Here is a 26,595-nt window from a genome sequence, read left to right on the forward strand (position 1 = left end):
AACAGCCAATAGCCATCAGCCAACAGCTTAATTACCATGCAGATTACCGCCACGGGCCTGAGCAAGCGGTTTGCCCGGGAATGGATTTTTCGGGACCTCACGCACACGTTTCAGGCGGGTACGGCCACGGCTATTCTGGGGCCGAACGGGGCCGGAAAAAGTACGCTGCTGAACACCCTGTCGGGCCAGATTCTGCCCACGGCGGGTACGCTGGTGTACGAGTTGCGGGGGCAGGCAGTAGCTGTGGAAGACGTACCCGCCCGCCTGGCCTACGCCGCACCCTACCTGGAGCTGATTGAGGAGTTGAGCCTGACGGAGTTGATTCGGTTTCATACTCGCTTTAAGCCGCTGCGGCCAGGGGTTTCGGCCGAGGAGTTGATTACGCTGATGTACCTGGAAAAATCCCGCCACAAGTTGGTGCGCGACTTTTCCAGCGGTATGAAGCAGCGCCTGAAGCTGGCCCTGGCCCTTTACGCCGATACGCCCCTGCTGCTGCTGGATGAACCCACTACCAACCTCGACCGTACTGGGGTGGCGTGGTATCTGGAGCACATACACGCCACGCTGGTCGGCCGCACCGTACTGATATCCAGCAACGTGCCCGAGGAATACGATTTTTGTCCGGCGCAGATCAACATTACGGATTTCGGGGCAAAGGCCGCCCACTAGATTTTCGGGGGCAAAATGTGCGCCTTGGCTATGTGAGGGGAACCTTTGCAAAGCCTCACTACGTATCTTTGCGGCAGCGGCACTCTGGCTTTTTCCGCTGCTTTTTATCAACCTTTTCTGACCTTGGCAAGGCCATGAGACAACACGACGACCTCGACGACGACCTTTTCGATGACGATGAGCTGGACAACTTTGCCGCTACCGGCGGCAGTGCTACCCGCGGCAACTTCGAAGACCAGCTTTCGGCCAAGTATGCCGACTACCTGATGTGGCGTGATACCGGCTCCTCCCACGACGAGGCCCTGGACCTGGCCAGCATGACGGAGGACGAATACACCACCGCCGAAGCCGCCGAAGACCCCGATGGTAGCCGCGGTTTCAGCTCCCTGGATGACTTGGATGACGACGAATTCTCGGACGACGACTCTGACGAGTACGGCAGCAGCGGCAGCTCCCGCAATAGCAACCGCAACTCTGATTACGACGACTACTAATTGGTACTATGGAGAATGTGGTTGCACTGTGAGTAATGCGCTGAACACATAGCTTCACTTTTTTCATCAGCCCAAAGAAAAGGCCCGCTTTCCAGTAGGAAAACGGGCCTTTTCATATCTATTTCCGAGAAAAATCCTTTATCACCTTTCCTCCACATTCTGCCACACTAAGTGGTCAGCTAAAAGTAACCGTATACTCAGTTCCGACTCTGGGCATGAGGTAGTCGAGCTTGTCGCGTAGGGTTTGCTCGGTGCGATAGTCGTCCGGGGTGAGCCAGTAGTGCTTGCAGCGGCCCACACCCCGTGGCGGGCCTGCACGCAGGCGGCGCGGTGCACCGAGGCGTTGTCGAGCACGAGCACGGTCGGACCGGACAGCGCTTGGCTGTACTCGTCCAGCGCGGCCACGAATAGGTCGGCCGTCAGCGCGCCGGGCAGCACGTAGCTGGTCAGCGGCTGGCCCGGGGCCTTGGCCTGCCACAAGCCCAGCACGGTGTGGCCCCCGCCGCCGCGCTCGGCCGGCAGCGCGACCGGCGCCTGCCCGCGCACCTGCCAGGCATAGGGCACCGGCGCCAGGCGTGAGAAGCGGCACTCGTCTACGTACACGACCCGCAGCGCGCCGGCCGCTTCCAGCGCGTGCAGGGCCTGGACCTCCTGCTGAAAAAAACCGAACAGCACCGCGTCGCGCCGCGCCTTGAGACTACGCCGGGTGCGCTTCCAGCTATAGCCCGCCCGCCGCGCCAGCCGGCGCAGCGTGCCCACGCTTACGCGCACCTGCAGGTCGGCTGCCACGCGGGGCACGAGCCGGCGTAGCTGCTGGGTGGCCGACCCGAGCCAGGCGACTATTTTTTTTGCGCCGCCGGGGCCAGTTTGGGCGGCCGTCCGGCGCGCCGGCCCTCGGCTAGCCCCGCCAGGCCGGCCCGGTGCCAGGCCTGCACCCACCCGTGTACCGTCGCGTAACGCACGGCAAACAGCGCGGCCAGTTGCGGCAACGTCTGGCCCCGGTGGTGGCCCAGCACGGCCAGCGCCCGCCGCCGCATGCGCGGGTGCGGTCCGTGCTGACTGCACGCTTCCAAACACGTCACTTCTTCCGAACTCAACTCGGTGGCAGGTCGTCGCATGCCGCAAGCTACCAATTGCGCACTATACGCTTACTTCTGTATGGCTACTTAAACCGCAACGAGCGGCGCGAAACTAGCTCCGCCGAAAACTCCTCCGGCATGCGCCGCATCTCCCAGGTAAGCGGCCTGGATGTGACGGCTCAGGAGCGTGCCAACCATGTGTACATCAAAACTCAGTCGTGGCAAACCCCGGTGGATTTCACCATCAAGGTCCCGCGCCAGTTCTCGCTGCAGCTGGCTACCGTGCAAAACGGCGACATTACGGTGGATAACGTAGCGGGCGAGCTGGAAATATCGAACGTAAACGGCTCCATCCGCCTCAATGATGTGGCGGGCTCAGCGGTGCTAAACACGGTGAACGGGGAGCTGATTGCTGACTTTAAAGACGTAACTGCTGGGGCCCCCATGGCCTTTTCCACTATCAACGGCAAGGTGGATGTGACTTTACCGGCCCGGGCCAAAGTCTCGGTAAAGCTGAAATCGGACCACGGCGAAATCTACAGCGACTTTGACCTGACGGCGGATAGCACGCCCGCCAAAGTAACGCGCACGGCCAAAGACGGCCTCTACCGCGTAGCCCAGGACACCTGGACCTACGGTAAAATCAACGGCGGCGGCCCTGAATTCATGGTAAAAACCCTGAACGGCAACATCTACATCCGCCGGGCCAAGTAACCGGCGTGCGCTCTGCGCCCAGCCCTGGCTGCCTCCATGCGGGTAGCTGTGGTGAGTGACTCCCGCCGACTGGTTGCCGGTCAGGCTGGGCGCAGCAACGCACTTCTCACCCTTTTCTGGCTTCTGGTATAGCGCTGCTGTTGCGGCTGCCCGCCCCTGCCTTGCCTATTCGTTTCTCCGCTGCCCTCCCACTTGTGCGCTATGAAAACTTCTCTACTTCTGGTGGTTACCCTGCTCCAGCTGGTGTTGCTGCGGCCCGTGGCTCAGGCCCAACCCAGCCCGGCTCCGGCGGCTACCAATGCCCCTAAACGTCAGCTGCAGGCCATTCGCATCACGGAGGCCGTTAAGCTGGACGGGGTGTTGGATGAGGCCGTTTGGCAGCAGGCCCCGCTGGCGACTGATTTTATTCAGAACCGCCCCAAACCCGGCCCTCACGAGCAGCATCCTACCGAAGTACGTATCCTCTTTGATGATGCCGCCCTGTACGTGGGCGCCGTGATGCACGACGTGGCGGCCGACTCCATCAAGCGGGAATTATCGGCCCGGGACAACCTGCCCAACACCGATTTCTTCGGCATCTTCCTGGACACGTACCACGACAAGCTGAACGGCTACGGCTTTATTGTCACGGCGGGCGGGGTGCAGGCCGATGCCCGCTACTCCCCGGCCAGCGGTGAAGATTTCGCCTGGAACGCCGTGTGGGACGCTCGCACCGCCCAGCGCGGCACCGATTGGGTGTGTGAGATGCGCATTCCGTACTCGGCCATCCGTTTCAGCACGGCCGAGGTGCAGCAATGGGGCCTGCAGTTTATGCGCCGCCGCCAGGCCCTACGCCAGGATTTTTTCTGGAGCGAGGTGAAGCCGGAGGTGGATGGGTTTGTAAACCAATGGGGCGAGCTAACGGGCTTGAAAGGTTTGAAACCGCCGCTGCGCCTTTCCCTCACGCCCTACGTGTCGGGGTACGTGAACCACAACCCGCTGAACGCCGAGGGCACGCGCCGGACCACTACCAGCTTCAACGGCGGGGCCGACGTGAAATGGGGCATCAACGAGAGCTTCACCCTGGATGCTACCTTGGTACCCGATTTCGGGCAGGTGCAGAGCGACAACCAGGTGCTCAACCTCTCGCCCTTTGAGGTACAGTTTCAGGAAAACCGGCAGTTCTTCACCGAGGGCACCGAGCTGTTCAACAAGGGCAACCTGTTTTACTCCCGGCGGGTGGGGGCCACACCCATCGGCTTCTACGGGGTGGGCCTGGCCGAAAACGAAAAAGTGGTGCGCAACCCGGCCGAAACGCGTCTGCTGAACGCCACCAAAATTTCGGGTCGTACCAAGAACGGCTTGGGTATTGGTCTATTCAACGCCCTCAGCAATGACGTGTACGCCACCGTGCGCAACACCGAAACCGGCCAGGAACACACCGTACTGACCCAACCCTTTAGCAACTACAACATTGCGGTGCTGGATCAGAGCCTCAAGAACAACAGCTACGTGTCGCTCATCAACACCAACGTCACGCGCTGGGGCCGCACCTACGATGCCAACGTGACGGGCGGGCTGTTCCGCTTCGCCAATAAGAAAAACTCCTACGCCGTGGATGGCAGCGCGGTGTACTCGCGGCGGCGGGGCAACGTGTTTGGCTCCGAGCAGGCTATCGACGACCAGAACGGCTACAAATACACCCTGGGCGTAGGCAAAATCAGCGGCAACTTCACCTGGGGCCTCAACCACCGCATCGAGTCGGACCACTACAACCCCAACGACCTGGGCATCCTGTTCGGCAACAACAACATCACCCAGAACGCCTACGCCAACTACCGCATTTACAAGCCGTTCTGGAAGGTAAACAACATGAGTTTTTACTCGGAAGTAAGCCACACGCTGCTGTACCGGCCCACCCGCTACCAGAGCATGTACCTCTACAACGGCTTCAATACCACCTTCACCAAGAACTTCCTGCAGGTGGGCTACGACTTTATGTACTCGCCCACTACGCATGATTTTTTTGAGCCCCGCACCTACCCGTTGGGCGAGTATTTTGTGCGGGTGCCGGCCAATGCCGACTGGCTGGGCTTTCTGAACTCCGATACGCGCAAACGCCTGTCGTTGGGGGTAAATGCGGGCCTGACCTACTACGCTGAGGATGAGCGCCTGCTCCGCCCCCGCCGCTTGCGCTACCGGGCTGGCTTCTATCCCCGCTTCCGCGTCAACGACCACCTGACCTTCCGCTACAGCCTCGACTGGAGCCTGCAGCGCCACCAGATTGGCTACGTGAACGGGGGGCTGAGCGCGGCGGAGGTGCTAGACCAGCCGTTTATGGGCCAGATACTACTAGGCCGCCGCAACGTGGCCACGGTTACCAACGTGGCCTCCGTGGCCTACACCTTCACCAACCGCATGTCATTTACGTTGCGGGTGCGCCACTACACCAGCAATGTGCGCTACCAGGATTTTGCGGTGCTGCAGCCAGATGGACAGGAAACCCTGGCTGATTACCGCCGCAACCGGGACAACACCTACAATGCCTTCAACGTGGACGCGGTGTACTCGTGGTGGTTTGCGCCCGGCTCGCAGGTAAGCATTGTGTGGAAGAATGCCGGCAGCACCTATCTGTTGGGCGAGCAGGCTACCCCGCTGTATTTTGAGAACTTCAACAACACCATCAATACGCCCCACAATAACTCCCTCTCCGTGAAGGTGCTGTACTACCTGGATTATCTGGCGTTGCGCCGCCGTCGGTAGCCTGCGTGGTAATCTGACGGGCTGGTAATGGCCTGAGTGCGAAAGTGAAGCGGAGTAGCCTGCGTACCCAACCGCCTGAGCTGCTCCGCTTGCACCAACCTTCCGCCGCCGCCCTGCGTTGAGGCACACCATGCAGTACCTCTTGTTTGCCGCGCTGGTAGCGGTAGTTGCTTTTTTCTTTTACCGCTACCTCACCCGCGACGCCCGCCTGAAACAGCAGGCCCTGGAGGCGGAATTTCCGGCAGAATGGCGCCAAACCCTTCAGCAGCGCGTGGCCTTCTACCTCTCCCTTTCCGACGCGGATAAGCCCCGCTTTGAGCGCCGTTTGCAGGTGTTTCTGGCCCAAACGCGCATTACCGGCATCCAGACGGACATTGACGATACCACCCGCGTGCTGGTGGCGGCCTCGGCGGTTATTCCGGTGTTTGGCTTTCCCGATTGGGAGTACAGCAACCTGAGCGAAGTGCTGGTAGTACCCGACGCCTGGACGTTGAAACGGGACCCGAACAAAGAGTTTGTGGGGCTGGAAGGCACCCTGCTGGGCTCGGTGCAAGGCTTCCAGACGTCCCACTACATGCGGCTTTCCAAGTCGTCGTTGGAGCAGGGATTCCAGGATTCCATGGACCGGCAGAACGTGGGAATTCATGAATTTGCCCACCTCCTGGATGAGGCCGATGGCGTGATTGACGGGGTACCCGGCCTGGCTTTACCCGCCGCCCTACGCCCCGAGTGGGAAGCCGTGATGCACCGCGAAATTGAAGCCATCCGGGCCGGCAACTCCGAAATCAACGACTACGCCGGCACCAACGAGGCCGAATTTTTTGCCGTGGTAACGGAATACTTCTTTGAGAAGCCCGAGAAGCTGCAGGAGCACCACCCTGAGCTGTATGGCCTGCTGCTATTAGCATTTCGCCAGAACCCCAAGAGCCGCTTTCAGCGCTGGGCCACCGACCCGCGGCAGTGGCTCAAGGAAATGCGCAGCCGGCAGAAGTTCGGCCGCAACTCACCCTGTCCCTGCGGGAGCGGCAAAAAGTATAAAGAGTGTCATCTACTGCAGCAGGAAGCCGCATAAAGTACACCACAGGCACCCATCAATTATCTGATTACACAGATTTACCGCACGCCGTACAAGGCAATATCTGCATTCAGAGCCAATCCTAGGGCCACCACGGACAAGGCGAAGACGGAGCGGCGTAGCCAAGTAGGCATAGTAGGTAGTTGAGGCTGCGGAGCTGCCAGGCAGGCCTGGAGGCGGGTAAAGAAGGGGCGCGGCTCTGTCTGTCTCGGCGAGGCTGAACGCAGCAGCGTGGTCCAGGCTTCGTCGTCTTCGGGCAGGTTTGGGGTGGTAAGGCCCTACTCTTTTGGTCAGATTCTGGCGGTGTATCTTTACTGTCGTTCCGCTTACTTTTCCGTACTATGAAGCACTACCTCCTGCCTGCCCTCACGGCCGCCGTGTTGGCCTCCTGCGCCCCCACGGCCAACACACCCGTAGCTACTGCCCCCGCCACAGCCCAACCCGAACCGGCCACTCAACCCGCTGCCCCCTCCTGGGCAGAGCAGGCCGATACGTTCCTGAAAGAGTACTCAGCGCAGTATGTGCGTCTGTATACCCAGTCGAGCGAGGCGGAGTGGCGCTCCAACACGCGCATTGTGGCCGGTGATACTGCCAACTCCGGAGCCACGGCCCGGGCCAATGAGCGGATGGCCGCCTTTGCGGGTTCCACCCAAAATATTCAGCGCCTGCGCGAGCTGCTGGACCACAAAGCCGACCTTTCCGAAATTCAGGTAAAGCAGCTGCAAACGGCCCTCTACAACGCCGCCAACTCGCCCCAGACCATTGCCGACGTGGTGAAGCAGCGCATCAAAGCCGAAACCCAGCAAACCGAAAAGCTCTACGGCTTCGACTACAAGTACCAAGGCAAGTCGGTAACCACCAATGACCTAGACGAGCTGCTGCGCAAGGAGAAAAACCCGCTGAAGCGCCAGCAAATCTGGGAAGCCAGCAAGGCCATCGGCCCTACCCTGAAAGACGGCCTCCTGCACCTGCGCGACCTGCGCAACCAGACGGTACAGGCCCTGGGCTACCCCGACTATTTCAGCTACCAGGCCTCCGACTACGGCATGAGTCGGGAGGAAATGATGACGCTGGTGCGCAAAATCAACGAGGAACTGCGGCCCCTCTACCGGGAGCTGCACACCTACGCCCGCTACGAGCTGGCCAAAAAGTACAACGTGAAACAGGTGCCCGACTACCTGCCCGCCTCCTGGCTGCCCAACCGCTGGGGCCAGGATTGGAGTGCTATGGTGGATGTGAAAGGCCTGAACATTGACCCTATCCTGGCCAAAAAAGGTCCGGAGTGGCAGGTACAGCAGGCCGAGCGGTTCTACCAGAGCCTCGGGTTCCAGGCACTGCCGCCCGTGTTCTGGGAGAAATCCAGCCTCTACCCGCTGCCCAAGGGTGCTACCTACAAGAAGAACAACCACGCCTCGGCCTGGCATATGGACCTAAACCAGGATGTGCGCAGCCTGATGAGCGTGGAGGGCAATACCGAGTGGTATGAAACCACCCACCACGAGCTGGGCCACATTTACTACTACCTCACCTACACCAACCCCGAAGTGCCGCCGCTGCTGCGCGGCGGGGCCAACCGCGCCTATCACGAGGCTATGGGCTCCCTTATGGGTCTGGCGGCCACCCAGAAGCCCTTCCTTGCTGGCCTGGGCTTGGTAGATGCCAAAACCCAAACTGACCAGACCCAGACGCTGCTGAAGGAGGCGCTGAACTACGCCGTATTCATTCCGTTTGCCTCCGGGGTGATGAGTGAATGGGAAAATAGCTTCTACGCCGATAAGCTGCCCGCCGACCAGTTGAATGCCCGTTGGTGGCAGCTAGCTAAGCAGTACCAGGGCATTGTGCCGCCCACCACCCGCGGCGAGCAGTACCTCGACCCTGCTACCAAAACCCACATCAATGACGACCCCGCGCAATATTATGACTACGCGCTGTCGTACGTTATCCTGTTCCAATTGCACGACCACATCAGCAAGAAATTCCTGAAGCAGGACCCGCATGCCACCAACTACTATGGCAACAAGGAAGTGGGCACGTTCCTGGCGGATATCATGCGCCCCGGCTCCAGCAAAGACTGGCGCGCCGTGCTCCGCGAGAAAACCGGGGAGGACCTTTCGGCCCGCGCTATGGTGGAGTATTTTCAGCCGTTGATGACCTACCTCAAGCAGCAGAACAAAGGCCGCAAGTACACGATGTAGCCGAAGGTGCTGGTACACATATCTGCCAACAACAAGAAAGAGCCGGCCCTGGTGGGTCCGGCTCTTTTTTATTAGTAAGCGGGGTTATCTGTTGAATAAGCATTGGTTCTTCATCAGCAGCGCAGCCCAACATTTCAGATACAGCCTGATTTTTAGGCTGCTTGTGGAAGGCCCTTCAGGCGGCGGTCCAGCACTTTATCTACCCCAACCAAACGGCGAAGCACCAAGTCCTGAATTTCATCGTCGTCGAGGTTGATGCCGTTGTTACGGGTGGCTAAGTAGCGGGTCAGGGCGGCGTTATCGTCCAGGGTACCAGATAGCTCATGCTGGGCAGCTTCCCACTGCTCGGCTAAATCACCATTCATGTATTGGAAGCGCAGTTCAATTGTGCGGCTCACTAAGTTCGCCAGCCGCTTCAGCACGTCCTCTTCCGCTGCCGAGAGCGTACGGTACTCCCGCCCGATAACGGCCATCATGCCAATACGCTCCCCATCGGGCATTTTAAGGGCGGAGCCAGCGTAAAAGTTCAGCCCCATCGCCTGAGCTACATCTGGCTTAATAAGGCGGCAGCTTTCGGCTTTGTAGTCGGAGGTAATGATGGGCGCATCAACCAGAATGGCCGCCGAGCACATGCTTTCCGCACGTGGCAAACCGGGCACGCCTTCGGCGCCAGCTACCGCTTTGAAGTACACGTACTCCTCATCTACCAACGAAATCAGGGAGATGGGCGTACCAAACAACTGGGCGGCCCAAGCCACGTACTCATCGAAAATTTTCTCGGGCGTGGTGTTGGCAATCTGGTACACGTGCAGCGTCCGTAAGCGGGCTGCTTCGTCGGAGGGTACCAGCTTGTCAGGGAATTCTTGGGTCATGAGGCGGAGTTAGTAATTGGCTTCGCTGCCGGGCAAATCTATCAGGATGAACTGGGCATCCATCGAAGCCTGTATTTCCAGTACGTGCTCATCCGTAGCCCGGATTTGGTCGTTGGGCCCGATGTCCACGCCGTTCACGTACAGCTTGCCCTCCGTCACATACACAAAGGTGTTACGAATGGGAAACGTTTTGAACGAAACCGTTTTGCCTTCGCGCAAGTTGCACCAGTACACTGTACTGTTGGAGTTCATGTACACCACGTCTTCCAGCACTTTCTGTCCGGAAACCAGCGGCACCAGCTCATTTTTGGTGTCCAGGAAATTAACGTCCTTCTGTTCGTAGCTGGGGGCTAAGCTTTTCTGGTTTGGCAGGAACCACAGTTGGTACAGGTGGACCGGCTTATCAGTTTCGTTTTTCTCGGAGTGCGCCAAGCCAGTGCCCGCCGTCATGCGCTGCACTTCACCCTTGGTAATGGTGCGGCGGTTGCCCATGGTGTCTTCGTGGGTTAACTCCCCCTCCAACACCAGCGTTACAATCTCCATTTCGGAGTGCGGGTGCTGCGGAAAGCCCGCGCTGCCTTGCACCGTATCATCATTGAAAACTCGTAGTGGCCCAAAATGCACGTTTCCGGGGTCATAATAGTCGGCGAAGCTGAACAGGAAGTAGCTATTCAGCCAAGCCACAGGGGCTGCATGATGTCGGTCGGTTGCAGGAATAAGTTTGAGCATCGGGGAGTCAGGCTAGGTTTAGCAGAGACTTACGCAAGCCGGGCGGCAGGGGTTGATACCGCCTGCCGTTCTATCTGCAGTCAGGTAGGGGCCAACACGCAAAAAAGCCCCCGCAGGCGGAGGCTTTTTCTTGTGCTGAGTTCTGTGACCTGAGAATCTATACTTTCTTCATGGTGCTCACCTGCTGCTGCAAGTCCAGCACAATGCTGGCCAAACGGTTCAGGGAAAGGTCGGCAATAGGGAAGGTGCTGCTGATATAGGCCTTGGCCTCCCAGATTTCCACCACGTCTTCCACCTCAATTTCGTAGGGCGAGTACAAGGTGTTATCTGAGTGCAGCGTCAGGCGGGCGGCATCCTTCAGGCGGTTGTACACGCGCTTAAACACAATGCCTTCCTTACCCGATACCACAATGCAAGGCGTGCCATCCTTAATGCTCATCCAGTCGTCCACGTAGCGGCCCACAATAACGGTTCCGCTGGCAATGGGGAGCATAGAGTCGCCGGCAATTTCGAAGGCCCGGTAGGTGCCGGTGGTGCCCAGCATGGGCAGCCGGAACTTGGGCAGTTCCTCTAGGTATTCGGGGTCGGCGTAGCCATTGAGGTAGCCGGCCGCCGCCTTCTGGGGCACCAGCTCAATATTCTCATTCTGCTCCCGGTCAACAGTAAGGGCCAGAATGCGGAGCCCCCCGGCCCGGTTAGCCGAGGCATCGGCGGCCGTTTGCGCCGTTTGGGCTTGCAGTTGAGCGGCGGTTTTGGCGTTCTTTTTCTTGGTGAAGTCAGTGGTTACCAAGGAGTCCAGGGTAATACCGAACAAGCGGGCCATGTTTACCAGCGTAGTTAGCTTAGGTTCGGCTCGGCCTTCTTCGTAAGCCCCTACCAGGGAGCGTTTAATGCCAAGTTTTTCGGCCATCTGGGCCTGCGTGAGGCTCAGCTCGCGCCGCCAGAATTTGAGGTTGGTGTTAATCATAACGCAGGGGAGCCGGGGAATAGGGCTGCGACGGCAAGCAAGTACCGGCTCACGAAGATACGAACCCGTTTACGCGAATACTAATTCAATTAGCTGAAATTTTTACTAATATTTTAGGCGACTCATCAAATCGAAAAGCAAGTAACAGCCCTTGGCCTGCCCTAGCCTTGCGCCTCTTCGGTTGCCTACTCCCCTCTCAGGCGCTTGAAATAGAGCAAAGCCAGCCTCAGTCGGAAGTAATCATACTTTTCCCGCAGGTGGTCGAACAGGTCCCGGAGCATAGGGCTACCGCCCAACTGAGCTTGGGCGGTCTGAATTTCAGCTAACTCCTGGGGCTTCAGAAATTCCTCCAGGCGCAGCTCCAACCCTTTAGTATAGCCGGTAGTAAGGTGCGTTTGCACGGTAGATACGGCTAGGTCGCGCCGCTCGGCAATGGCTTCCACGCTCAGGCCCATGCGGTGCAGCTGAAACGTGGTTTCCATCGTGCCATTCACGTCGGTAACGGGCTCCGAGGCGGTTTTGGGGGCACGCTTGCGCGGGGCACGGGCAGACGCCGCACCACTCGGCTCAAAACCGACTAGCAAATCCTCATCCTCGTCCAGCTCGGCCTGAGCGGCGGGGTTGCCGCCGTGAGCCAGCACCTCACGGATAAAGGCCTCGCCGTAATTCTCAAACTTCTTCATACCCACCCCCGAAATAGCCAGCATGGCGTTGCGGTTGACGGGGCGCTCCACAGCCATTTCCTGCAGCGTAGTATCCGTGAAGATAACGTAGGGCGGCACGCCCTGCTCGTCGGCAATGCGCTTGCGCAGGGCGCGCAGGGCCTCGAACAAGCCCGCTTCGGGCGTAGATGGAGCTGCTTTGGCCGCGGCAGCCTTGCGGCCCCGGGTAGGCTTTTCGGCTTTTTCGGCGGGCTGGAATTTCTTCATGGATACCGGGCGCTGGCCCTGCAGCACTTCCCGGCCCAAATCAGTCATCTTCAGCGCGTAGCCCTCCTCATAGGCAATATAGAGCAGCCCGTCATTCAGCATCTGGTGCACGTAGCTATACCAATCCAGGTACGGCAGGTCGCGGCCGGCACCGTAGGTTTTAATCTGGTCGAGGCCCTGGCTGAGCACGGCTTGGTTGCGCATGCCGCGCAGCACGTCAATCAGCAGGGTCAGGCTCATCCGCTCCCGCCCGCGCACCACGGCCGACAAGGCCTTCTGGGCCAGTTCGGTGCCGTCGAAAGTAGTGGGTGGGTTGCGGCAGATGTCACAGTTGCCGCAGTCCTGGGGCAGGGTTTCGCCGAAATAGTTGAGCAGGATTTTGCGGCGGCAGCCAGCGGCCTCGGCAAACTGCTGCATGCGCTCCAGCTTGGTGAGGTTGAGCTGAGTAAGGTTGGGATTCTCCTTGGTGAGCATGTCGCGCAGGCTCATCACATCAGCAAAGCTGTAGAACAGCACGGCCGTACCCGGGGCCCCGTCGCGGCCAGCCCGCCCGATTTCCTGGTAGTAACCCTCAATGTTCTTGGGCAGGTTGTAGTGAATCACCCAGCGTACATTGCTCTTGTCGATGCCCATGCCGAAGGCAATGGTGGCTACAATCACCTGCAAGTCGTCTTTGAGGAAACCTTCCTGCACGCTGGCGCGCTGGTTGGGCGTCATGCCGGCGTGGTAAAAACCGGCCTTCACGCCCTTGGCCTGAATTTTCTGGGCCAGGGTTTCGCATTGCTTGCGCGAGAGGCAGTAGACGATACCCGACTCGCCGGGGTGGCGCTCCAGAAACTCCAGAATGCCTCCCACCCGGTCCTGGCCCGGTCGCACAATCAGGTTGAGGTTAGGCCTATCGAAGGACGAGAGAAACACCCGGGGCTCACTCAGGCGCAGCTGGGTCTGGATGTCGCGCTGGGTGAGGCGGTCGGCGGTGGCGGTGAGGGCAATGATGGGCACCTGTGGAAACTGCTCGCGCAGCACCCGCAGCTGGGTATACTCCGGCCGGAAGTCGTGGCCCCAGCTGGAAATACAGTGGGCCTCGTCAATGGCAAACATACTGATGCGCAGCCGCTTGAGAAACGACATAAAACCTTCCGAGAGCAGCTTCTCGGGACTCACGTAGAGCAGCTTGAGGTAGCCGTTGAGGCAGTCGGCGGCAATGTTGTTTTGTTCGCTCTGGCCCACGCTGCTGTTGATGTAGGCGGCCGAAATACCGTTGGCCTTCAGCGCTTCCACCTGGTCCTTCATCAGGGCAATGAGCGGCGACACGACCACGCACGTGCCCTCCTGCACCACGGCCGGCACCTGAAAGCACACCGATTTGCCCCCGCCCGTGGGCATGAGCACCACCGTATCCTGCCCGGCCAGCACGTTGCTGATGATGTCCTCCTGCATGGGCCGGAAGGAATCGTAGCCGTAGTACTGCTTAAGGACTTTACGGGCTGATTCGAGCGTGGGAGCGAGTGGTTCGGCGGCAAATAACATGGGGTAAAGATACGGCTAAAGCGGGCGGGGTGAAAGCAGGAACATAACCTTGACCACGCGAAAATGGTGCACCCTGTCGGCCCGAATCGTACACGGCCGGGACCGGTGACGGGCGCGTACAACTGCTCAACAGTTCACCTTCTCATCTACTCCATCCCATGCCTGACTACCCTACTTCCGCAACTCAAAATCAAACCATCCTCGACGCCCTCAACCGCTGCGTAGCCGCCTGTGAGTACTGCGCTACCGCCTGCCTGGGCGAGGAACATGTGCAGCACATGGCGGCCTGCATCCGCCTCGACCGGGACTGCGCCGACATTTGCGCCTTGGTCGCTCGTTTAGTAGCCCGGGGTTCCGAGCACGCCCGGCACCTCATAAAAGAGTGCATGGAGGTTTGTACCAAGTGTGCCACCGAGTGCGCCAAGCACAACCACCCCCACTGCCAGCAGTGCGCCGCCGCCTGCCGCGCCTGCGCTGAAGCGTGCCGGGAGTTTGCGGGGTAAGCCAAGTATCATTGCGAGGAGGTGCGACATTCCGCGCATCAAGCGGCGTCAATCCTTCCTTTTCCGTGCTCCCAGCGCTGACCTACGTTAACCTTCCTAGATATCAGAACGACCGTAGACGGGAGACGCGACACTTCGCGTCTCCCGTCAGAACGATATACATTACCGTTCAAGCAGAGACGCGAAGTGTCGCGTCTCTACACACAAAAGCCCCTGACGTGCATACGCCAAGGGCTTTCGAATAGGCTGAGGTTGCGCGCTTTGTGGAGGAAGGATTGACGCCGCTTGATGCGCGGAATGCTCCGCTCGCAATGACGGTTTTTGGTTACTTCATCAGCTCCAGCACCACGGCGGTTTTGGCAGGTAGCTGCAGGGTTTTCAGGTCATTCAAGGTTTCACCAGTAAGTACGTTGCGGGCTTTGGTGAAGCCGGTCAGGCGCTCGGAGAAGCGGACGGTGGGCAGGCTGGCGGCTTTGTCGGTGGTGTTCGAGGCCACCATCACGGTACCGGCGTCGGCGTAACGGAAGTACACGTACTGGCCGTTTTCGGGCAGGTACTGCATCAATTGGCCAGAGCTGAGCACTGGGTGGGTGCGGCGGTAGTTGGCTAGGGTGCTCACAAAGCGGAAAGCGTCGTTTTCGGCCTCGGTGCGGCCGGCGGCCGTAAACTTGTTCTGCGCGTCTCCGGCCCAGCCGCCGGGGAAGTCGCGGCGCACTTCAGCGTCGGAGGGGTCTTTGAAGTTCTTCATCAGGATTTCCGTGCCGTAGTACATGCTCGGGATGCCGCGGGTGGTCAGCAGCCAAGTCAGGCCCATCTTATACTTGGCCACGTCCTCGCCTACTTCCGAGAGGAAGCGGTTGTGGTCGTGGTTGTCGATGAAGGTCACGAGCTTGGTGGGGTCCTGGTACACGGCGTCCTGGGCCAGGGCCTGGTACACGCGCTGGGCGCCATTGTCCCAGCCGGTGGCGCCGGGCGTGCCCACTTCCTTCAGGCCAGCCAGCATGGCGTTTTCCAGCACGAAGTCGAGGCCGCCGGGCTGGTTGGACTTGAAGGGGAAGTTAATCTTGTTGCGCACGTAGTAGGCCTGGTCCACAATGCTAGTCACCGACGACTCCCCGAAAATGTGAATCTTGGGGTACTCCGTGAGCAGCGCCGCGTTGCAGCGGTTCATGAAGGGCTGGTCGTTGTACATGTAGGTGTCGATGCGCCAGGCATCCACCCCGAAGTTCTCCACCGTCCAGAGCGCGTGCTGGATGAGGAAGTTGGCCACGTACGGGTTCTGCTGGTTGAGGTCGGGCAGGAAGGGCACAAACCAGCCATCCAGCGTCACCTTGCGGTCAATCTGGGCGGCGTGGGGGTCGGTGATGGGCTGCTGGCGGTAGCTGGTGTTGGTGTAGACGGGCCACTGGTGCAGCCAGCTTTTCATGGGCAAATCCTGGATAAACCAATGGTTGTTGCCGATGTGGTTGTACACGGCGTCCTGCACCACTTTCAGGCCCATGCTGTGGGCTTTCTGCACGAAGGCCTTGTAGGCAGCGTTGCCGCCCAGGCGCTTATCCACGGCGTAGTGGTCGGTGAAGCCGTAGCCGTGGTAGGCCGAGCGTTTGGCCCCGCCCTCGTCGGTGAGGCCTTGGTTATTTTCGATGACGGGCGTAAACCACACGGCCGTCACGCCCAGCTCTTTGAGGTAATCGAGGTGCTGCGCGGCCCCCTGCAGGTCACCGCCGTGGCGCAGGAAGGGGTTGGCGCGGTCGGAGCTGGGGTCAGCCATGTCGGCAAACTTGTCGTTCGAGGGGTCACCGTTGGCAAACCGGTCGGGCATGGCCAGGTAGATGAAGTCGGCCTGCGTGACGCCCTGGGCCTTCACGGCGTTGTCGCGGACCTTAAGTTCCCAGTTCTGGGTCACGGTTTTCGCGCCCTTCTTGCCCACCAGCGCCACCTGCCCGGGTTTGGCCGTGGGCGCAATTACCAGGTCGAGGAAGGCGTAGTTGGGGTTCTCGACGGTGTTGGTTTTCACCAGCTTCACGCCGGGATAGTTCACGGTATAGGTGAGCGTGCCGGCCTGGGGGCCGTACACCAGCACCTGTACGGTGTTGTGCTTCATGCCCACCCACCAGTTGGTGGGGTTCAGGCGGGTGATGGACTGGGCCGCGGCGGTCAATGGCAGGGCGGCGGCCAGTAGAAGCGTATAGAGCGTTTTTTTCATAATAGCAGGGAAATTGGGGAGCGGAAGATACGGGGCCGCTGAGATAATAAGAACATCATGGCGGATCTGCCGGTCCGGCGGCTGCAAGCCGTCGGGCCGGTTTAAGGTAGCTGACGTTGGAACGTCATCGTGCTAACTGCCCGAACGACAACCGGCCCGACGGCTTGCAGCCGCCGGACCGGCACGCCATTCCCCTATTATGCTACCGACTACTCCGGCTTGCTTACTTTGCGGGTGCCCTGGTACAGCTCGTATTTCAGCAAGCGGCAATCAATGGGGCCGTTGTAGAGTGGGATGCGGCGGCTGGCTTTCAGGCCGATGCGCTTGGCGGCCGCCAAGTTGCCGGTGAAGATGTAGGCGTCGTAGCCCTGGAAGCCCGATTTGAGCGTGTCGCCGATGGTTTTGTAGAGGGCATCCATTTCGGCCTCCTCCCCGATTCGCTCCCCGTAGGGCGGGTTCATAATGACGATGCCGGGCTCCTCACGGGCCGGGGCCTTGGCCTCCTTCACGTCGCGCACCCCGAAGCGGATGTAGTCCTCCAGGTCGGCGGCAGCCACGTTTTCGCGGGCCAGCTCGATGAACTCGCGCGAGAGGTCGGAGCCAGCCAGGTAGGCCTGGGGCTCCTCGATGCGGGCCTGACGGGCATCCAGCTGCACCGATTCCCAAAGGGCGGCGTCGAAATCGGCCCAGTTCTCGAACCCGAATTTACCCTGGTGGTAGAGGCCGGGGGCAATGCGCTGGGCAATGAGGGCGGCCTCGGTAAGCAGCGTGCCCGAACCGCACATGGGGTCGATGAGTGTCTTTTTGCCGTCCCAGCCAGCCAGCAGCAGCAGGCCGGCGGCCAGGGCCTCATTGAGCGGGGCCACATTGGTTTGCTGCCGGTAGCCACGCTTGTGCAGGGATTCGCCGGAGGCATCGAGGCTGAGCACCACGTCGTTCTCAATCATGTGCAGGTGCAGCCGGATATCGGGGTTCTTCACGTCTACGCTGGGGCGCGAGCCTGTGCGGTTGCGGAACTGGTCCACAATGGCATCCTTGGTGAGCTGGGCCACGAACAGGGAGTGGTCGAAGGTGGATTTGTTGACCACGGCCGTAATGGCAAACGTCTGGTCGGGCCGGATGTAGCGGCTCCAGTCGATGCGGCCAACTTCCCGGTAGAGTGCTTTTTCGTCGCGGGCGTAGAAGCCGGCGAAGGGCCGCAGGATGCGCATGGCGGTGCGGCACCACAGGCAGGCTTCGTAGAGCAGCTGGGTGTCGCCCACGAACTCAATGGCCCGCTGGCCCACTTTCTCAATCTTAGCCCCGAGCTGGCGCAGCTCCTCGGCCAGCACCTCTTCCAGCCCGAACTGGGTGGTGGCAGTCATGTAAAACGGCATGGAGCGGCGGCTGGGCTGGGGCATAAGTTGGGCTGGTAAGCGCGAAAAGTCGTGCAAAGGTACGGTGCGGCGGCTCCGGCTGCTATATTCGTGCCCCTCTTTACCAGATAACCATAGCGTATTCTTACATGCAGGAGCTATTTCGAAAGGTTCGCTTGATTACTCCTCTCGTTCTGCATTTCCCTATTGATAAAAGCCAGTTTGTACAACGTCTACAGCCGCACGTTGCACCGCCTCACACCAACCCATTCGGGCGACTTGGCCGCATCTTTTCCCCCGAAGTTGCACCTTACGCCGGGGTGGTTACGGCCGATACCATCCGCATAAAGCCCCGGGCAGCTGAAAACCTGACTTTCGCACCCTCGTTTCGAGCAACTCTTTCCACGGAACCCTCGGGAGTGCGAGTACAGGGAGAACTGAACGGTGTTTCTCTATTTGTATTCGCACCGGCACTCTTCTATTCAGCATTCGTGCTTCTTGGCCTGACAAGCTTAGTCTCGCAAATCGGGGAGATAAGTTTGCTCTCCATTAGTATAATGCTGTTTGCCTTCCTGCTCCAGGGAATCTTCTTTGTTGGTTTGCCATACTACAAAGCACGTCGTGGCATGCAGAAAATGGTCAATGACCTAGAGCGGGACCTGTTTTATTTTGTAGAGCGCCCAAAGTCAGTAGCAGCGGGTTAACAAGTGTTACCAAACACTCAATTTGTGGCTGTTTAAGCAATTTGGGTAGTGCCATTTTCCCGGAAAAACTCCGTAGCATTGTCAAGCCGGCCTCTCGGGCCGGCTTTTTGTTTCTCTCACCCCCGCCTGTTATGGCCATTCCAACTTCCTCTTCTCCCGTAACCACTGAGGCTACCTCCCGGAGTTACGCGCTACCCATGGTGGCCATGACAAGCCTGTTTTTCCTGTTCGGGGCCGTTACCAACTTCAATGACGTGCTCATGCCCTATCTCAAGGACGTGTGCCAGCTTACCGATCTGCAGTCGTCGGCCGTGCAGTCGGCTTTTTTCGGGGCATATTTTCTGATGTCGTTGCCCGCCGGCTATCTGCTGAAAAAGCTCGGCTACCAGCGCGGTATTGTAGTCGGGCTGCTCATTATGGCAGTGGGGGCATTGCTGTTTATTCCGGCGGCCAACTCGCGGGCTTTTGCCATGTTCCTGCTGGGCCTGGGCGTGTTGGGGGCGGGCGTTACACTGCTACAGGTGGCGGCTAATCCGTATGTGAGCGTGCTGGGGCCGGCCCGCTCCGCGGCGGCGCGGGTGAGCATTGTGGGCGTAGCCAACAACTTCGGCGGGGCGTTGTCGCCGCTGGTAGGCGGACTGGTGTTGTTCGGCGGTTCGGTGGCTCTGAAGGCCCGCCTCGCTTCCTTGCCACTGGCTCAGCGGCTAAGCGAAGAGTCTCAACTGGTTAAAGCTCCTTATCTGGGGCTGGCCGCCTTTCTGGTTGTTCTGGCCGGCGTGTTCTTCTTTTTTGTAAAGCTCCCGGAAATCGAAGGCATTCCGGCCGAGGACGATGTACGCGGAGCTGAATGGAGTGAGGAAGGCCAACTGGTGGTCAGTCGCCGCCAAAGCGCTCTGCAGTTTCCGCACTTGGTGCTGGGTATAGCGGCCATTTTTGTATATGTGGGCGTGGAAGTAGGCCTGGGGTCGTTTTTGATTCGCTACGGTGAGGCACAGGGGATTCAGCAGCTCTCTGCTTTTACCCAGAACCTGGTGCGGGGCCTCAATGTGGCTACGAACTACGTGGGCGTCCTATTCGGGCAAAGCCCCGCTCCCATCGACACCACGGCGGGTTTCACCAAGGCAGTCGGTGCGGTGTTGGTATCCTCTTACTGGTTCGGCTCTTTGGTGGGCCGGGTGGTGGGTATTCCACTGCTACTCAGGTTTCATAACCGTGCCTTACTGGTAGCAGTCTGTGCGGCCGGGGTGGTATTGGTGGGCGCCTCCATCCTCAGCCAGGGCGAAACGGCGCTGTGGCTTATTGTGCTCTGTGGGCTGATGAACTCCATTATGTGGCCGGTGATTTTTCCGCTGGCCATTACGGGTCTGGGCCGCTTTACCAAGCAGGGTTCTTCCTACTTGGTTATGGCCATTGTGGGCGGAGCCATAATTCCGCCCCTGATGGGCTGGCTGGCCACCCATGGCGGGGGCTTGCGCGTGGCGTTCAGCATCCCGTTGCTTTGCTATGCCTACCTGCTCTACTATTCCCTCAGCGGCTACCGCGTGCGGTAACTACTTCCGTTTTTTAATGGCGGCGCGGCCGGTTTCGCAGGAAGCCGGCCGCTTGCTTTTGGGGCCGATGCGCAAGAGTGGCAGGCACCTCCTCAACGAGGCGGCAAACGGCTACCTTTGCGCCTGCATCATCCGTTTTCCTGCGTTATGGCCTCGGCTCCCCAACTTGAACACTCCGTTTCCCTGCGTCCCTTCAACACCTTCGGGCTCGATGTAAAGGCCCGGCTGTTTGCTCGCTTTGCTTCCACTGATGAGCTGCGGGGCCTGCTGGCCCTGCCCGAGGTGCAGCAGGCCGAGAAGCTGATTCTGGGCGGGGGCTCTAACCTGCTCTTCACCCAGGATTTCGACGGCGTAGTGCTCAAAAACGAAATCCGGGGGCTGGAGGTAGTAAGCCAGGACGACGACTCAGCGCTGGTGCGGGCCGGGGCCGGCGAGTCGTGGCACGGGATGGTACAGTTCACCCTCGACAACGAGCTGAACGGCATCGAAAACCTCTCCCTGATTCCGGGCACGGTGGGGGCCGCGCCGCTCCAGAACATCGGGGCCTACGGAGCCGAGCTGAAGGATACCTTCGACCACCTGGAGGCCCTGGAGCTGGCCACCGGCCACGTGCGCACCTTCACGGCCACGGAGTGCGGCTTCGGCTACCGCGAGAGTGTGTTCAAAGGCCCGCTCAAAAACCAGTACGTAGTAACCGGCCTGGTGCTGCGCCTGCACCGCCGGGCCCAGCCCAACGTCAGCTACGGCGCCATCCAGACTACCTTGGAGGATATGGGCATTGGCGGGGAACCTACCCCGCGGCAGGTGAGCGAGGCCGTGATGCACATTCGCCGCAGCAAGCTCCCCGACCCGACCCAGATTGGCAATGCCGGCTCCTTCTTTAAAAACCCCGAGGTATCACAGGCCAAATTTGACGAGCTGCAGGCCCAGCACCCGGGCATCCCGGGTTACCCGGTGCCCGGCGGCGTAAAGGTACCCGCTGGCTGGCTCATTGAGCAGTGCGGCTGGAAAGGGCAGCGGCGTGGGGCCCACGGCGTGCACGATAAACAGGCCCTGGTGCTGGTCAACCACGGCGGGGCCCAGGGTCAGGACATTCGGGAGCTGGCCTACGATATTATTGCCTCCGTGCGCGAGAAATTCGGCATTGAGCTGCATCCCGAAGTCAACATTCTGTAAGCAGTTTGTCGGGCCCGGTTACCGCCACGGTAGTCGGGCCTTCCTGTTTACGGATTTTTTCCCATCCCTGGAAAAAAAGCACATCCAACTCGCAGCCGATTCCCGTATTTTTAGCCCTCGTTGGCGGCTCTACCGTTCTGCTTCCCGACCTGATTTGCTTTCTTTCAGCCCCCACACACAACCACCCTCTTTTACATGAAGCACGTTCTGCTTTCTGCACTTTTACTTTCTACGGCCCTAACTGCCCAGGCCCAGCGTAAGGCGGTCCGACCCAAGACAGCGCCAACGGCTGTGGCCTCCGCTGCTCCGGCTCCGGCGCCTCCCACCATCACGGCGGCCCGGGCAGCGGGCCCCGGTGCTACGGTTACCATTCGGGGCACCGTCAGCAATGGAGCCGAGTTGGGCCAGTTGCGCTTTGTGCAGGACAAGGTGGCCGGCCTGGCTGTATTTTCGACCACGAATACCGACCTGCACTCCCTGGTGCCCGGCGACAGTGTGCAGATTACCGGTACGCTCAAGAACTACAATGGGCTGCTGGAAATGGACCCTGTAGCCAGCGTAACGAAACTGGCCGCCGGCCGGCCCGTGCAAGCCGTGGAAGTAGCGGCCGCCGACCTTAGCTCCGTGTTCAATGATACCTACGAAGGGCGACTGGTGCGGGTGAAGGGTCTCAGCGGCATTACCACGGCCAGCGGCACGCCCCTTGACGCACTCAAGGGCAATACCAACTACCTGCTTAACGGGCAGCGCGCCACGCCTATCCGTATTCACGTGGCCTCCACCGGGGAGAAAGGCCTGCTGGATAAAACGCCCCCCTCCAGCTCCTTTGATTTGCTGGGCATCGTCAGCCAGTTTACCCAGAACGGCACCGGCGGCTACCAGTTGCTGCCCCGCCTCTACTCCGATTTTGTGGTGGCCGGGGGCCTGCCTGCTATTGAGGGAGAGCCTGTGCCTACCAACATCTACCGCAACGGCTTCACGGTAGTTTTTCAGACCCTGAACCCGGGCACGACTAAGGTGGAGTACGGCAAAACGTCGGCACTGGGCAGCGTGGCGGAACTCAAAGCCGCTACCCGTCAGCACACCCTCGAAATCAACGACCTTGAGCCCAGCACCAGCTATTATGTGCGGGTATCATCCACTAACGCGGCCGGCACCTCCTCCTCCCCCGCCGTGCTCATGCTCACCGATAACAAAAAGAAGCCCGCGGGCCGCTAAGTTACCCACGGCTCCACGCCGGAGCATCACCGACTCTTCACCTGCCGGAAGCAGAACTTACCACTGAAAATCAGGATATTTACCTCCGTTTTTCAGTTGCCCCCCTTCCCCCCAATCTTTCTCTCATTTGATGAAAAAATTACTCTTGCTGGCTTCCCTGCTGGGTGCGGCCGCATGGTTGCCGGCCCAGGCCCAAACCGCCATTACCATTGCCCAGGCCCGGGCGCAGGCACCGGCTTTCAATGCCTCCGGCGCTACCGTAACGGTGCGCGGGGTGGTTACCAACGGCCCCGAGCTGGGCGTTATTCGCTACATGCAGGATGGCACGGCCGGTATTGCCGTGTATTCCACCACGCTTACGACTAATGTGCGCCCCGGCGACTCTATTCAGGTAACCGGCACACTCAAGGACTACCGCGGCCTACTGGAGCTGGATCCGGTGGCTTCGCTGACGGTATTGGCGGGCAACCGGCCGCTGCCCGCGCCGGTAACGTTTCCCTCGGCCAACGCCGCGGCCGCGTATGCCGAGCAGTACGAAGGCCAGCTGGTGAAACTGGCTAATGCCACCACGGTAACTACTACGGCCGGCGCGGCCGTTACGGCGTTTTCCAGCACTACGTACCGCATCAGTGGCAACGCGGCCACCGTGCTGTACGTCAATGCGGCCTCCACGGGCCCCGATGGCCTGATTGGCAAACCCTCCCCAACCGGCACGTTCGATGTGGTAGGTATTATGAGCCAGTTCACCAACACGGCCCCTACGGGCGCAGGCACCGGCTACCAGCTGCTGCCCCGCCTCTACGCTGATTTTCGCCAGGGCAACACGCCCAACCTGGCCAGCACGCCTTACCCTACCGGCATCAGCACCACGGGCTTCACGGTAAACTTCACCACCCAGAACGCGGGTGACACCAAGCTGGAGTACGCCACCTCGGCTGCCGGCCCGTTCACGGCCGTGAGCAACGCCACCAGCAGCACCAGCCACAGCCTCGCCATTACTGGGTTGCAGCCGGCCACCATTTACTACGTGAAGGCCAGCAGCACCAACGCCACGGGCCTTTCCGAGTCGCGGGTGATACCCATGATTACGGCCTCCCAGTCAACGGGCAAGATGCGCACCTACTTCACCCGCCCGGTGAATACGGCCCTGGCCAGCCCCGGCAACAACGCTACTTACCTGCCCGGCGGGGCCGTAGCCGACACCATTGCCCGCTACATCGGCCGCGCCCAGCAGACGCTGGATATTGCCATCTACAACTGGAACAGCCCGTCTATTCTCACGGCCGTTAACGCCGCCAAGGCCCGGGGCGTAGCCATTCGGGTACTCTACGAAAACGACAACTCCAACGCCAGCATTGCGGGCCTGGCCGCCGGCATCCCCAGCCTGGGCCGCCAGACCCAGCAGAACATCATGCACAACAAGTTTGTGGTGATTGACGCCAACAGCACCAACCCCAACCAGCCCTGGGTCTGGACCGGCTCCACCAACTGGACGCCCGCCCAGCTCAGCACCGACCAGAACAACTCCATTGCCATCCAGGACCAGTCATTGGCCAAGGTGTACGCCATTGAGTTCAACGAAATGTGGGGTTCCGGCACCCAAGCCACGGCCCTGTTCGGCTCGCGCAAAACCGACAACACGCCCCACTACCTCAACATTGGGGGCAAGCTGGTGGAGTCGTGGTTCTCGCCGACGGACAACGTAAACGGCCGCCTGATTCAGGCCGTGCAAACCGCCGACAACGACCTGCACATTGCCACCATGCTCATCACCCAGACCGACATTGGCCGTGCCATCCGGGACCAGATTCAGGCTAAAAACATAGCCACCTGCTCGGAAGTGCTGCTGGACGAAATCACCGCCAACACGGCCGCCCAGAGCATTTTCGACAACATTCAGGGCGTGCTCGGCAACCGCATCATGGTGGATAACGTCTCGGGCCAGATGCACCACAAAACCGCTATTATCGACGCCGGCGCGGCCCAATCGGACCCGCAGGTATTCGTGGGCTCGCACAACTGGAGCCTCTCGGCCAACACCGAAAATGACGAAAACACGCTCATCGTGCACGATGCCCGCGTGACCAACCAGTACTACCAGGAATTCGCCCAGCGCATTGCCGACCAGAAAAACGGCGTGCAGGTGTGTAACCTCGTGCTGAGCAGCAAGGCCCTCACGGTGCAGCAGAGCAGCGTGCAGGTGTACCCCAACCCCACCAGCGGCAAGTTCCAGCTGCGGGTGCAGTCGGGTGCTGCCCGCACGGCCCGCGTTATCCTGCGCGACGCCACCGGCCGTGTAGTGCTCGACCAGACCAAACCCCTCACCGGCCAAGACGTTAGCGTAGACGCCTCTGGCATCCGCGCCGGCCTGTATTTGGTACACATCGAAACTGCCGAAGCCACGCAGGTTAGCCGCGTAGTGGTGGAGTAGTTTTTTTTGAGAAGTGAGATATGAGAAGCTAGAAGTTAGAATTCTCATACAGCAGAAAGGCGGCTCCCGATATCGGGAGCCGCCTTTCTCTTTTACTAAGGTTACTTGTGTTCCTCGTGACAATCAATGGATAAGCCAAAGCCGCTATTACCTAGCCTTAACATCTCTTGTGCATCGAATCCCAGAGCGCACTGATGCGTGTACAGATAAGCAAGGCCTAAGCTGATGTTCTCCTTCTTGACACCCAACTGCAACAACGTGTCGAGCTTTGGTTCCAGCAGGTCGAGAAACACATTGATGAAATCGAAATAAGGGTCTTCCTCATCTGAGACAACCAGATAAGACCAGGAAGCCGGTTTATCAGGACCAAACCAGTGCTTTTCCCAAGGCTCAGGCGTTACGCCCAGCAGTTGGGTTATAGCATCATAGGTTTCAAAACCGGGCTTATCATACCCAATGAAAAGCCGATGGTATTTCATTTCCACCGCCGCGCGGCCCAAGCCTGGCGCTGCTCGGGCGTCTGGAAGGTCCAGGCCACGAGGCGGCTGATTTTCTGGCCCTGCTCCATGCTGAGGGTTTGCTGCTCCACGGCGCCGGCCAGCTTTAGGAAGTGGTAGATGCTGGGCAGCGTTTCTTTCTTGGAAACCAAGGTGGTAAACCACAGCACCTGCGAGCCCAGGGGTACGCTTTGGGCTACCATACGCTTGAGGAAGTTCTCCTCCCCACCTTCGTACCACAGCTCGGTATTCTGCCCCCCGAAGTTGAGCACCGGCTCCGGCGCTTTGGCGTAGCCCAAGTTGCGGTTTTTACGCTTGCTGCCCTCGGCCGCCGCCGCTGCCGAGGCGTGAAACGGCGGGTTGCACACCACTAGGTCAAACTCCTCCCGCGCTTTCACGATACCCTCGAAAATAAAGGCCTGGTGGGTTTGCAGACGCAAGTCGATGCGGCCGGCCAGCCCGGGGTTGGCGGCCACCATGGAGCGGGCCGCTTTCAGGGCCACGGCATCAATTTCGGAGCCGGCAAAGCGCCAGCCATAGGCCTGGGAGCCGATAATGGGGTAGATGCAGTTGGCTCCCGCGCCCACATCCAGCACGTGCACCGCTTTGCCTTTGGGCAACTCTCCGCCGTTGGTTTCAGCCAGCAGGTCGGCAGCATAGTGCAGGTAATCGGCGCGGCCGGGGATGGGCGGGCAGAGGTAGCCGGCCGGAATATCCCAGTGTCTCACGCCATAAAACTGCCGCAGCAGCGCCTGGTTCAGGGCTTTCACCGCAGCGGGGTTGCTGAAGTCGATGGTCTGGTCGCCGGTGGGGTTGGGTACCAGAAAGGCGGCCAGCTCGGGGCTGTGGCTGAGCAACTGGGGAAAATCGTAGCGGGCGTTATGGGGGTTGCGAGGATGCATACGTTGGTAAAAACTGTCATTCCGAGCGTGAGCGAGAAATCTGGAATAGCCGTCCGAT

At 59.9% G+C, this 26,595-nt stretch carries 22 protein-coding genes; 12 read left to right on the forward strand and 10 right to left on the reverse strand.

Annotated elements, in window-relative coordinates:
- The first annotated feature begins 36 nt into the window (after window positions 1–36).
- On the forward strand, window positions 37–669 hold the full coding sequence (locus tag ROI90_RS07955) for an ABC transporter ATP-binding protein (RefSeq protein ID WP_315997800.1): 633 nt from the start codon (window positions 37–39) through the stop codon (window positions 667–669).
- A 134-nt stretch (window positions 670–803) separates the two neighbouring features.
- Window positions 804–1,163, forward strand: a complete 360-nt coding sequence (locus ROI90_RS07960) for a hypothetical protein (RefSeq protein ID WP_315997801.1) — start codon at window positions 804–806, stop codon at window positions 1,161–1,163.
- A 141-nt stretch (window positions 1,164–1,304) separates the two neighbouring features.
- Here ROI90_RS07960 and ROI90_RS07965 read toward each other — a convergent pair whose 3' ends face one another.
- Both ROI90_RS07965 and ROI90_RS07970 read right to left on the reverse strand, forming a co-directional pair.
- Complete coding sequence (locus ROI90_RS07965; RefSeq protein WP_315997802.1) at window positions 1,305–1,952, reverse strand: transposase; 648 nt, start codon at window positions 1,950–1,952, stop codon at window positions 1,305–1,307.
- 50 nt (window positions 1,953–2,002) lie between these two features.
- Complete coding sequence (locus ROI90_RS07970) at window positions 2,003–2,281, reverse strand: helix-turn-helix domain-containing protein (RefSeq protein WP_089334549.1); 279 nt, start codon at window positions 2,279–2,281, stop codon at window positions 2,003–2,005.
- A gap of 99 nt (window positions 2,282–2,380) precedes the next feature.
- On the opposite strand from ROI90_RS07970, the gene ROI90_RS07975 reads away from it, so the two are divergent.
- The 4 genes from ROI90_RS07975 to ROI90_RS07990 all read left to right on the forward strand — a co-directional run bounded on the left by ROI90_RS07975 (window position 2,381) and on the right by ROI90_RS07990 (window position 8,968).
- Window positions 2,381–2,956 (forward strand): DUF4097 family beta strand repeat-containing protein, encoded by a 576-nt coding sequence (locus ROI90_RS07975; protein WP_315997803.1) that lies wholly within the window; start codon window positions 2,381–2,383, stop codon window positions 2,954–2,956.
- A gap of 201 nt (window positions 2,957–3,157) precedes the next feature.
- Entirely contained in the window at window positions 3,158–5,698 is a 2,541-nt protein-coding gene (locus ROI90_RS07980; protein WP_315997804.1) for a DUF5916 domain-containing protein, read from the forward strand.
- Between the two features lie 130 nt (window positions 5,699–5,828).
- On the forward strand, window positions 5,829–6,770 hold the full coding sequence (locus ROI90_RS07985; RefSeq protein ID WP_315997805.1) for a zinc-dependent peptidase: 942 nt from the start codon (window positions 5,829–5,831) through the stop codon (window positions 6,768–6,770).
- A gap of 344 nt (window positions 6,771–7,114) precedes the next feature.
- Window positions 7,115–8,968 (forward strand): M2 family metallopeptidase, encoded by a 1,854-nt coding sequence (locus ROI90_RS07990; RefSeq protein WP_315997806.1) that lies wholly within the window; start codon window positions 7,115–7,117, stop codon window positions 8,966–8,968.
- A gap of 152 nt (window positions 8,969–9,120) precedes the next feature.
- Here ROI90_RS07990 and ROI90_RS07995 read toward each other — a convergent pair whose 3' ends face one another.
- The 4 genes from ROI90_RS07995 to recQ form a co-directional block, all read right to left on the reverse strand.
- A complete protein-coding gene (locus ROI90_RS07995) occupies window positions 9,121–9,840 on the reverse strand; it encodes a GAF domain-containing protein (protein ID WP_315997807.1) in 720 nt (239 codons plus the stop codon).
- 9 nt (window positions 9,841–9,849) lie between these two features.
- Window positions 9,850–10,569, reverse strand: a complete 720-nt coding sequence (locus ROI90_RS08000) for a pirin family protein (RefSeq protein WP_315997808.1) — start codon at window positions 10,567–10,569, stop codon at window positions 9,850–9,852.
- A 157-nt stretch (window positions 10,570–10,726) separates the two neighbouring features.
- Entirely contained in the window at window positions 10,727–11,536 is an 810-nt protein-coding gene (locus ROI90_RS08005) for an XRE family transcriptional regulator (RefSeq protein ID WP_315997809.1), read from the reverse strand.
- 185 nt (window positions 11,537–11,721) lie between these two features.
- Window positions 11,722–13,995, reverse strand: coding sequence for a DNA helicase RecQ (gene recQ, locus ROI90_RS08010; protein WP_315997810.1), 2,274 nt, complete (start codon window positions 13,993–13,995; stop codon window positions 11,722–11,724).
- Between the two features lie 158 nt (window positions 13,996–14,153).
- Here recQ and ROI90_RS08015 point away from each other — a divergent pair, with 158 nt between their 5' ends.
- Window positions 14,154–14,498, forward strand: coding sequence for a four-helix bundle copper-binding protein (locus ROI90_RS08015; protein ID WP_315997811.1), 345 nt, complete (start codon window positions 14,154–14,156; stop codon window positions 14,496–14,498).
- A 325-nt stretch (window positions 14,499–14,823) separates the two neighbouring features.
- On the opposite strand, the gene ROI90_RS08020 is transcribed toward ROI90_RS08015, so the two are convergent.
- Entirely contained in the window at window positions 14,824–16,704 is a 1,881-nt protein-coding gene (locus ROI90_RS08020) for a glycoside hydrolase family 13 protein (RefSeq protein WP_315997812.1), read from the reverse strand.
- 209 nt (window positions 16,705–16,913) lie between these two features.
- Window positions 16,914–18,104 carry a THUMP domain-containing class I SAM-dependent RNA methyltransferase gene (locus ROI90_RS08025; protein WP_315997813.1) on the reverse strand — a complete coding sequence of 397 codons (1,191 nt, stop codon included), beginning with the start codon at window positions 18,102–18,104 and terminating at the stop codon, window positions 16,914–16,916.
- 131 nt (window positions 18,105–18,235) lie between these two features.
- On the opposite strand from ROI90_RS08025, the gene ROI90_RS08030 reads away from it, so the two are divergent.
- From ROI90_RS08030 to ROI90_RS08050, 5 genes are all read left to right on the forward strand, one after another.
- On the forward strand, window positions 18,236–18,763 hold the full coding sequence (locus ROI90_RS08030) for a hypothetical protein (RefSeq protein ID WP_315997814.1): 528 nt from the start codon (window positions 18,236–18,238) through the stop codon (window positions 18,761–18,763).
- Window positions 18,764–18,894: 131 nt separating this feature from the next.
- A complete protein-coding gene (locus ROI90_RS08035) occupies window positions 18,895–20,313 on the forward strand; it encodes a sugar MFS transporter (protein ID WP_315997815.1) in 1,419 nt (472 codons plus the stop codon).
- Window positions 20,314–20,460: 147 nt separating this feature from the next.
- A complete protein-coding gene (gene murB, locus ROI90_RS08040; protein WP_315997816.1) occupies window positions 20,461–21,489 on the forward strand; it encodes a UDP-N-acetylmuramate dehydrogenase in 1,029 nt (342 codons plus the stop codon).
- Window positions 21,490–21,684: 195 nt separating this feature from the next.
- On the forward strand, window positions 21,685–22,707 hold the full coding sequence (locus tag ROI90_RS08045) for a hypothetical protein (protein WP_315997817.1): 1,023 nt from the start codon (window positions 21,685–21,687) through the stop codon (window positions 22,705–22,707).
- Between the two features lie 130 nt (window positions 22,708–22,837).
- Complete coding sequence (locus ROI90_RS08050) at window positions 22,838–25,138, forward strand: phospholipase D-like domain-containing protein (RefSeq protein ID WP_315997818.1); 2,301 nt, start codon at window positions 22,838–22,840, stop codon at window positions 25,136–25,138.
- Between the two features lie 101 nt (window positions 25,139–25,239).
- On the opposite strand, the gene ROI90_RS08055 is transcribed toward ROI90_RS08050, so the two are convergent.
- Both ROI90_RS08055 and rlmF read right to left on the reverse strand, forming a co-directional pair.
- Entirely contained in the window at window positions 25,240–25,617 is a 378-nt protein-coding gene (locus ROI90_RS08055; protein ID WP_315997819.1) for a hypothetical protein, read from the reverse strand.
- Window positions 25,614–26,537, reverse strand: coding sequence for a 23S rRNA (adenine(1618)-N(6))-methyltransferase RlmF (rlmF, locus tag ROI90_RS08060; RefSeq protein ID WP_315997820.1), 924 nt, complete (start codon window positions 26,535–26,537; stop codon window positions 25,614–25,616). The genes ROI90_RS08055 and rlmF overlap by 4 nt, the downstream gene beginning before the upstream one ends.
- Window positions 26,538–26,595: the final 58 nt, after the last annotated feature.

This window comes from Hymenobacter endophyticus (assembly GCF_032464715.1).
Classification (GTDB): domain Bacteria; phylum Bacteroidota; class Bacteroidia; order Cytophagales; family Hymenobacteraceae; genus Hymenobacter; species Hymenobacter endophyticus.

Bases quoted from the DNA above. Each gene is read 5' to 3' on its own strand.
- ROI90_RS07955 (WP_315997800.1), top strand. From the start codon at position 37: ATGCAGATTACCGCCACGGGCCTGAGCAAGCGGTTTGCCCGGGAATGG.
- ROI90_RS07960 (WP_315997801.1), top strand. From the start codon at position 804: ATGAGACAACACGACGACCTCGACGACGACCTTTTCGATGACGATGAG.
- ROI90_RS07970 (WP_089334549.1), bottom strand. From the start codon at position 2,281: ATGCGACGACCTGCCACCGAGTTGAGTTCGGAAGAAGTGACGTGTTTG.
- ROI90_RS07975 (WP_315997803.1), top strand. From the start codon at position 2,381: ATGCGCCGCATCTCCCAGGTAAGCGGCCTGGATGTGACGGCTCAGGAG.
- ROI90_RS07980 (WP_315997804.1), top strand. From the start codon at position 3,158: ATGAAAACTTCTCTACTTCTGGTGGTTACCCTGCTCCAGCTGGTGTTG.
- ROI90_RS07985 (WP_315997805.1), top strand. From the start codon at position 5,829: ATGCAGTACCTCTTGTTTGCCGCGCTGGTAGCGGTAGTTGCTTTTTTC.
- ROI90_RS07990 (WP_315997806.1), top strand. From the start codon at position 7,115: ATGAAGCACTACCTCCTGCCTGCCCTCACGGCCGCCGTGTTGGCCTCC.
- ROI90_RS07995 (WP_315997807.1), bottom strand. From the start codon at position 9,840: ATGACCCAAGAATTCCCTGACAAGCTGGTACCCTCCGACGAAGCAGCC.
- ROI90_RS08000 (WP_315997808.1), bottom strand. From the start codon at position 10,569: ATGCTCAAACTTATTCCTGCAACCGACCGACATCATGCAGCCCCTGTG.
- ROI90_RS08005 (WP_315997809.1), bottom strand. From the start codon at position 11,536: ATGATTAACACCAACCTCAAATTCTGGCGGCGCGAGCTGAGCCTCACG.
- recQ (WP_315997810.1), bottom strand. From the start codon at position 13,995: ATGTTATTTGCCGCCGAACCACTCGCTCCCACGCTCGAATCAGCCCGT.
- ROI90_RS08015 (WP_315997811.1), top strand. From the start codon at position 14,154: ATGCCTGACTACCCTACTTCCGCAACTCAAAATCAAACCATCCTCGAC.
- ROI90_RS08020 (WP_315997812.1), bottom strand. From the start codon at position 16,704: ATGAAAAAAACGCTCTATACGCTTCTACTGGCCGCCGCCCTGCCATTG.
- ROI90_RS08025 (WP_315997813.1), bottom strand. From the start codon at position 18,104: ATGCCCCAGCCCAGCCGCCGCTCCATGCCGTTTTACATGACTGCCACC.
- ROI90_RS08035 (WP_315997815.1), top strand. From the start codon at position 18,895: ATGGCCATTCCAACTTCCTCTTCTCCCGTAACCACTGAGGCTACCTCC.
- murB (WP_315997816.1), top strand. From the start codon at position 20,461: ATGGCCTCGGCTCCCCAACTTGAACACTCCGTTTCCCTGCGTCCCTTC.
- ROI90_RS08045 (WP_315997817.1), top strand. From the start codon at position 21,685: ATGAAGCACGTTCTGCTTTCTGCACTTTTACTTTCTACGGCCCTAACT.
- ROI90_RS08050 (WP_315997818.1), top strand. From the start codon at position 22,838: ATGAAAAAATTACTCTTGCTGGCTTCCCTGCTGGGTGCGGCCGCATGG.
- ROI90_RS08055 (WP_315997819.1), bottom strand. From the start codon at position 25,617: ATGAAATACCATCGGCTTTTCATTGGGTATGATAAGCCCGGTTTTGAA.
- rlmF (WP_315997820.1), bottom strand. From the start codon at position 26,537: ATGCATCCTCGCAACCCCCATAACGCCCGCTACGATTTTCCCCAGTTG.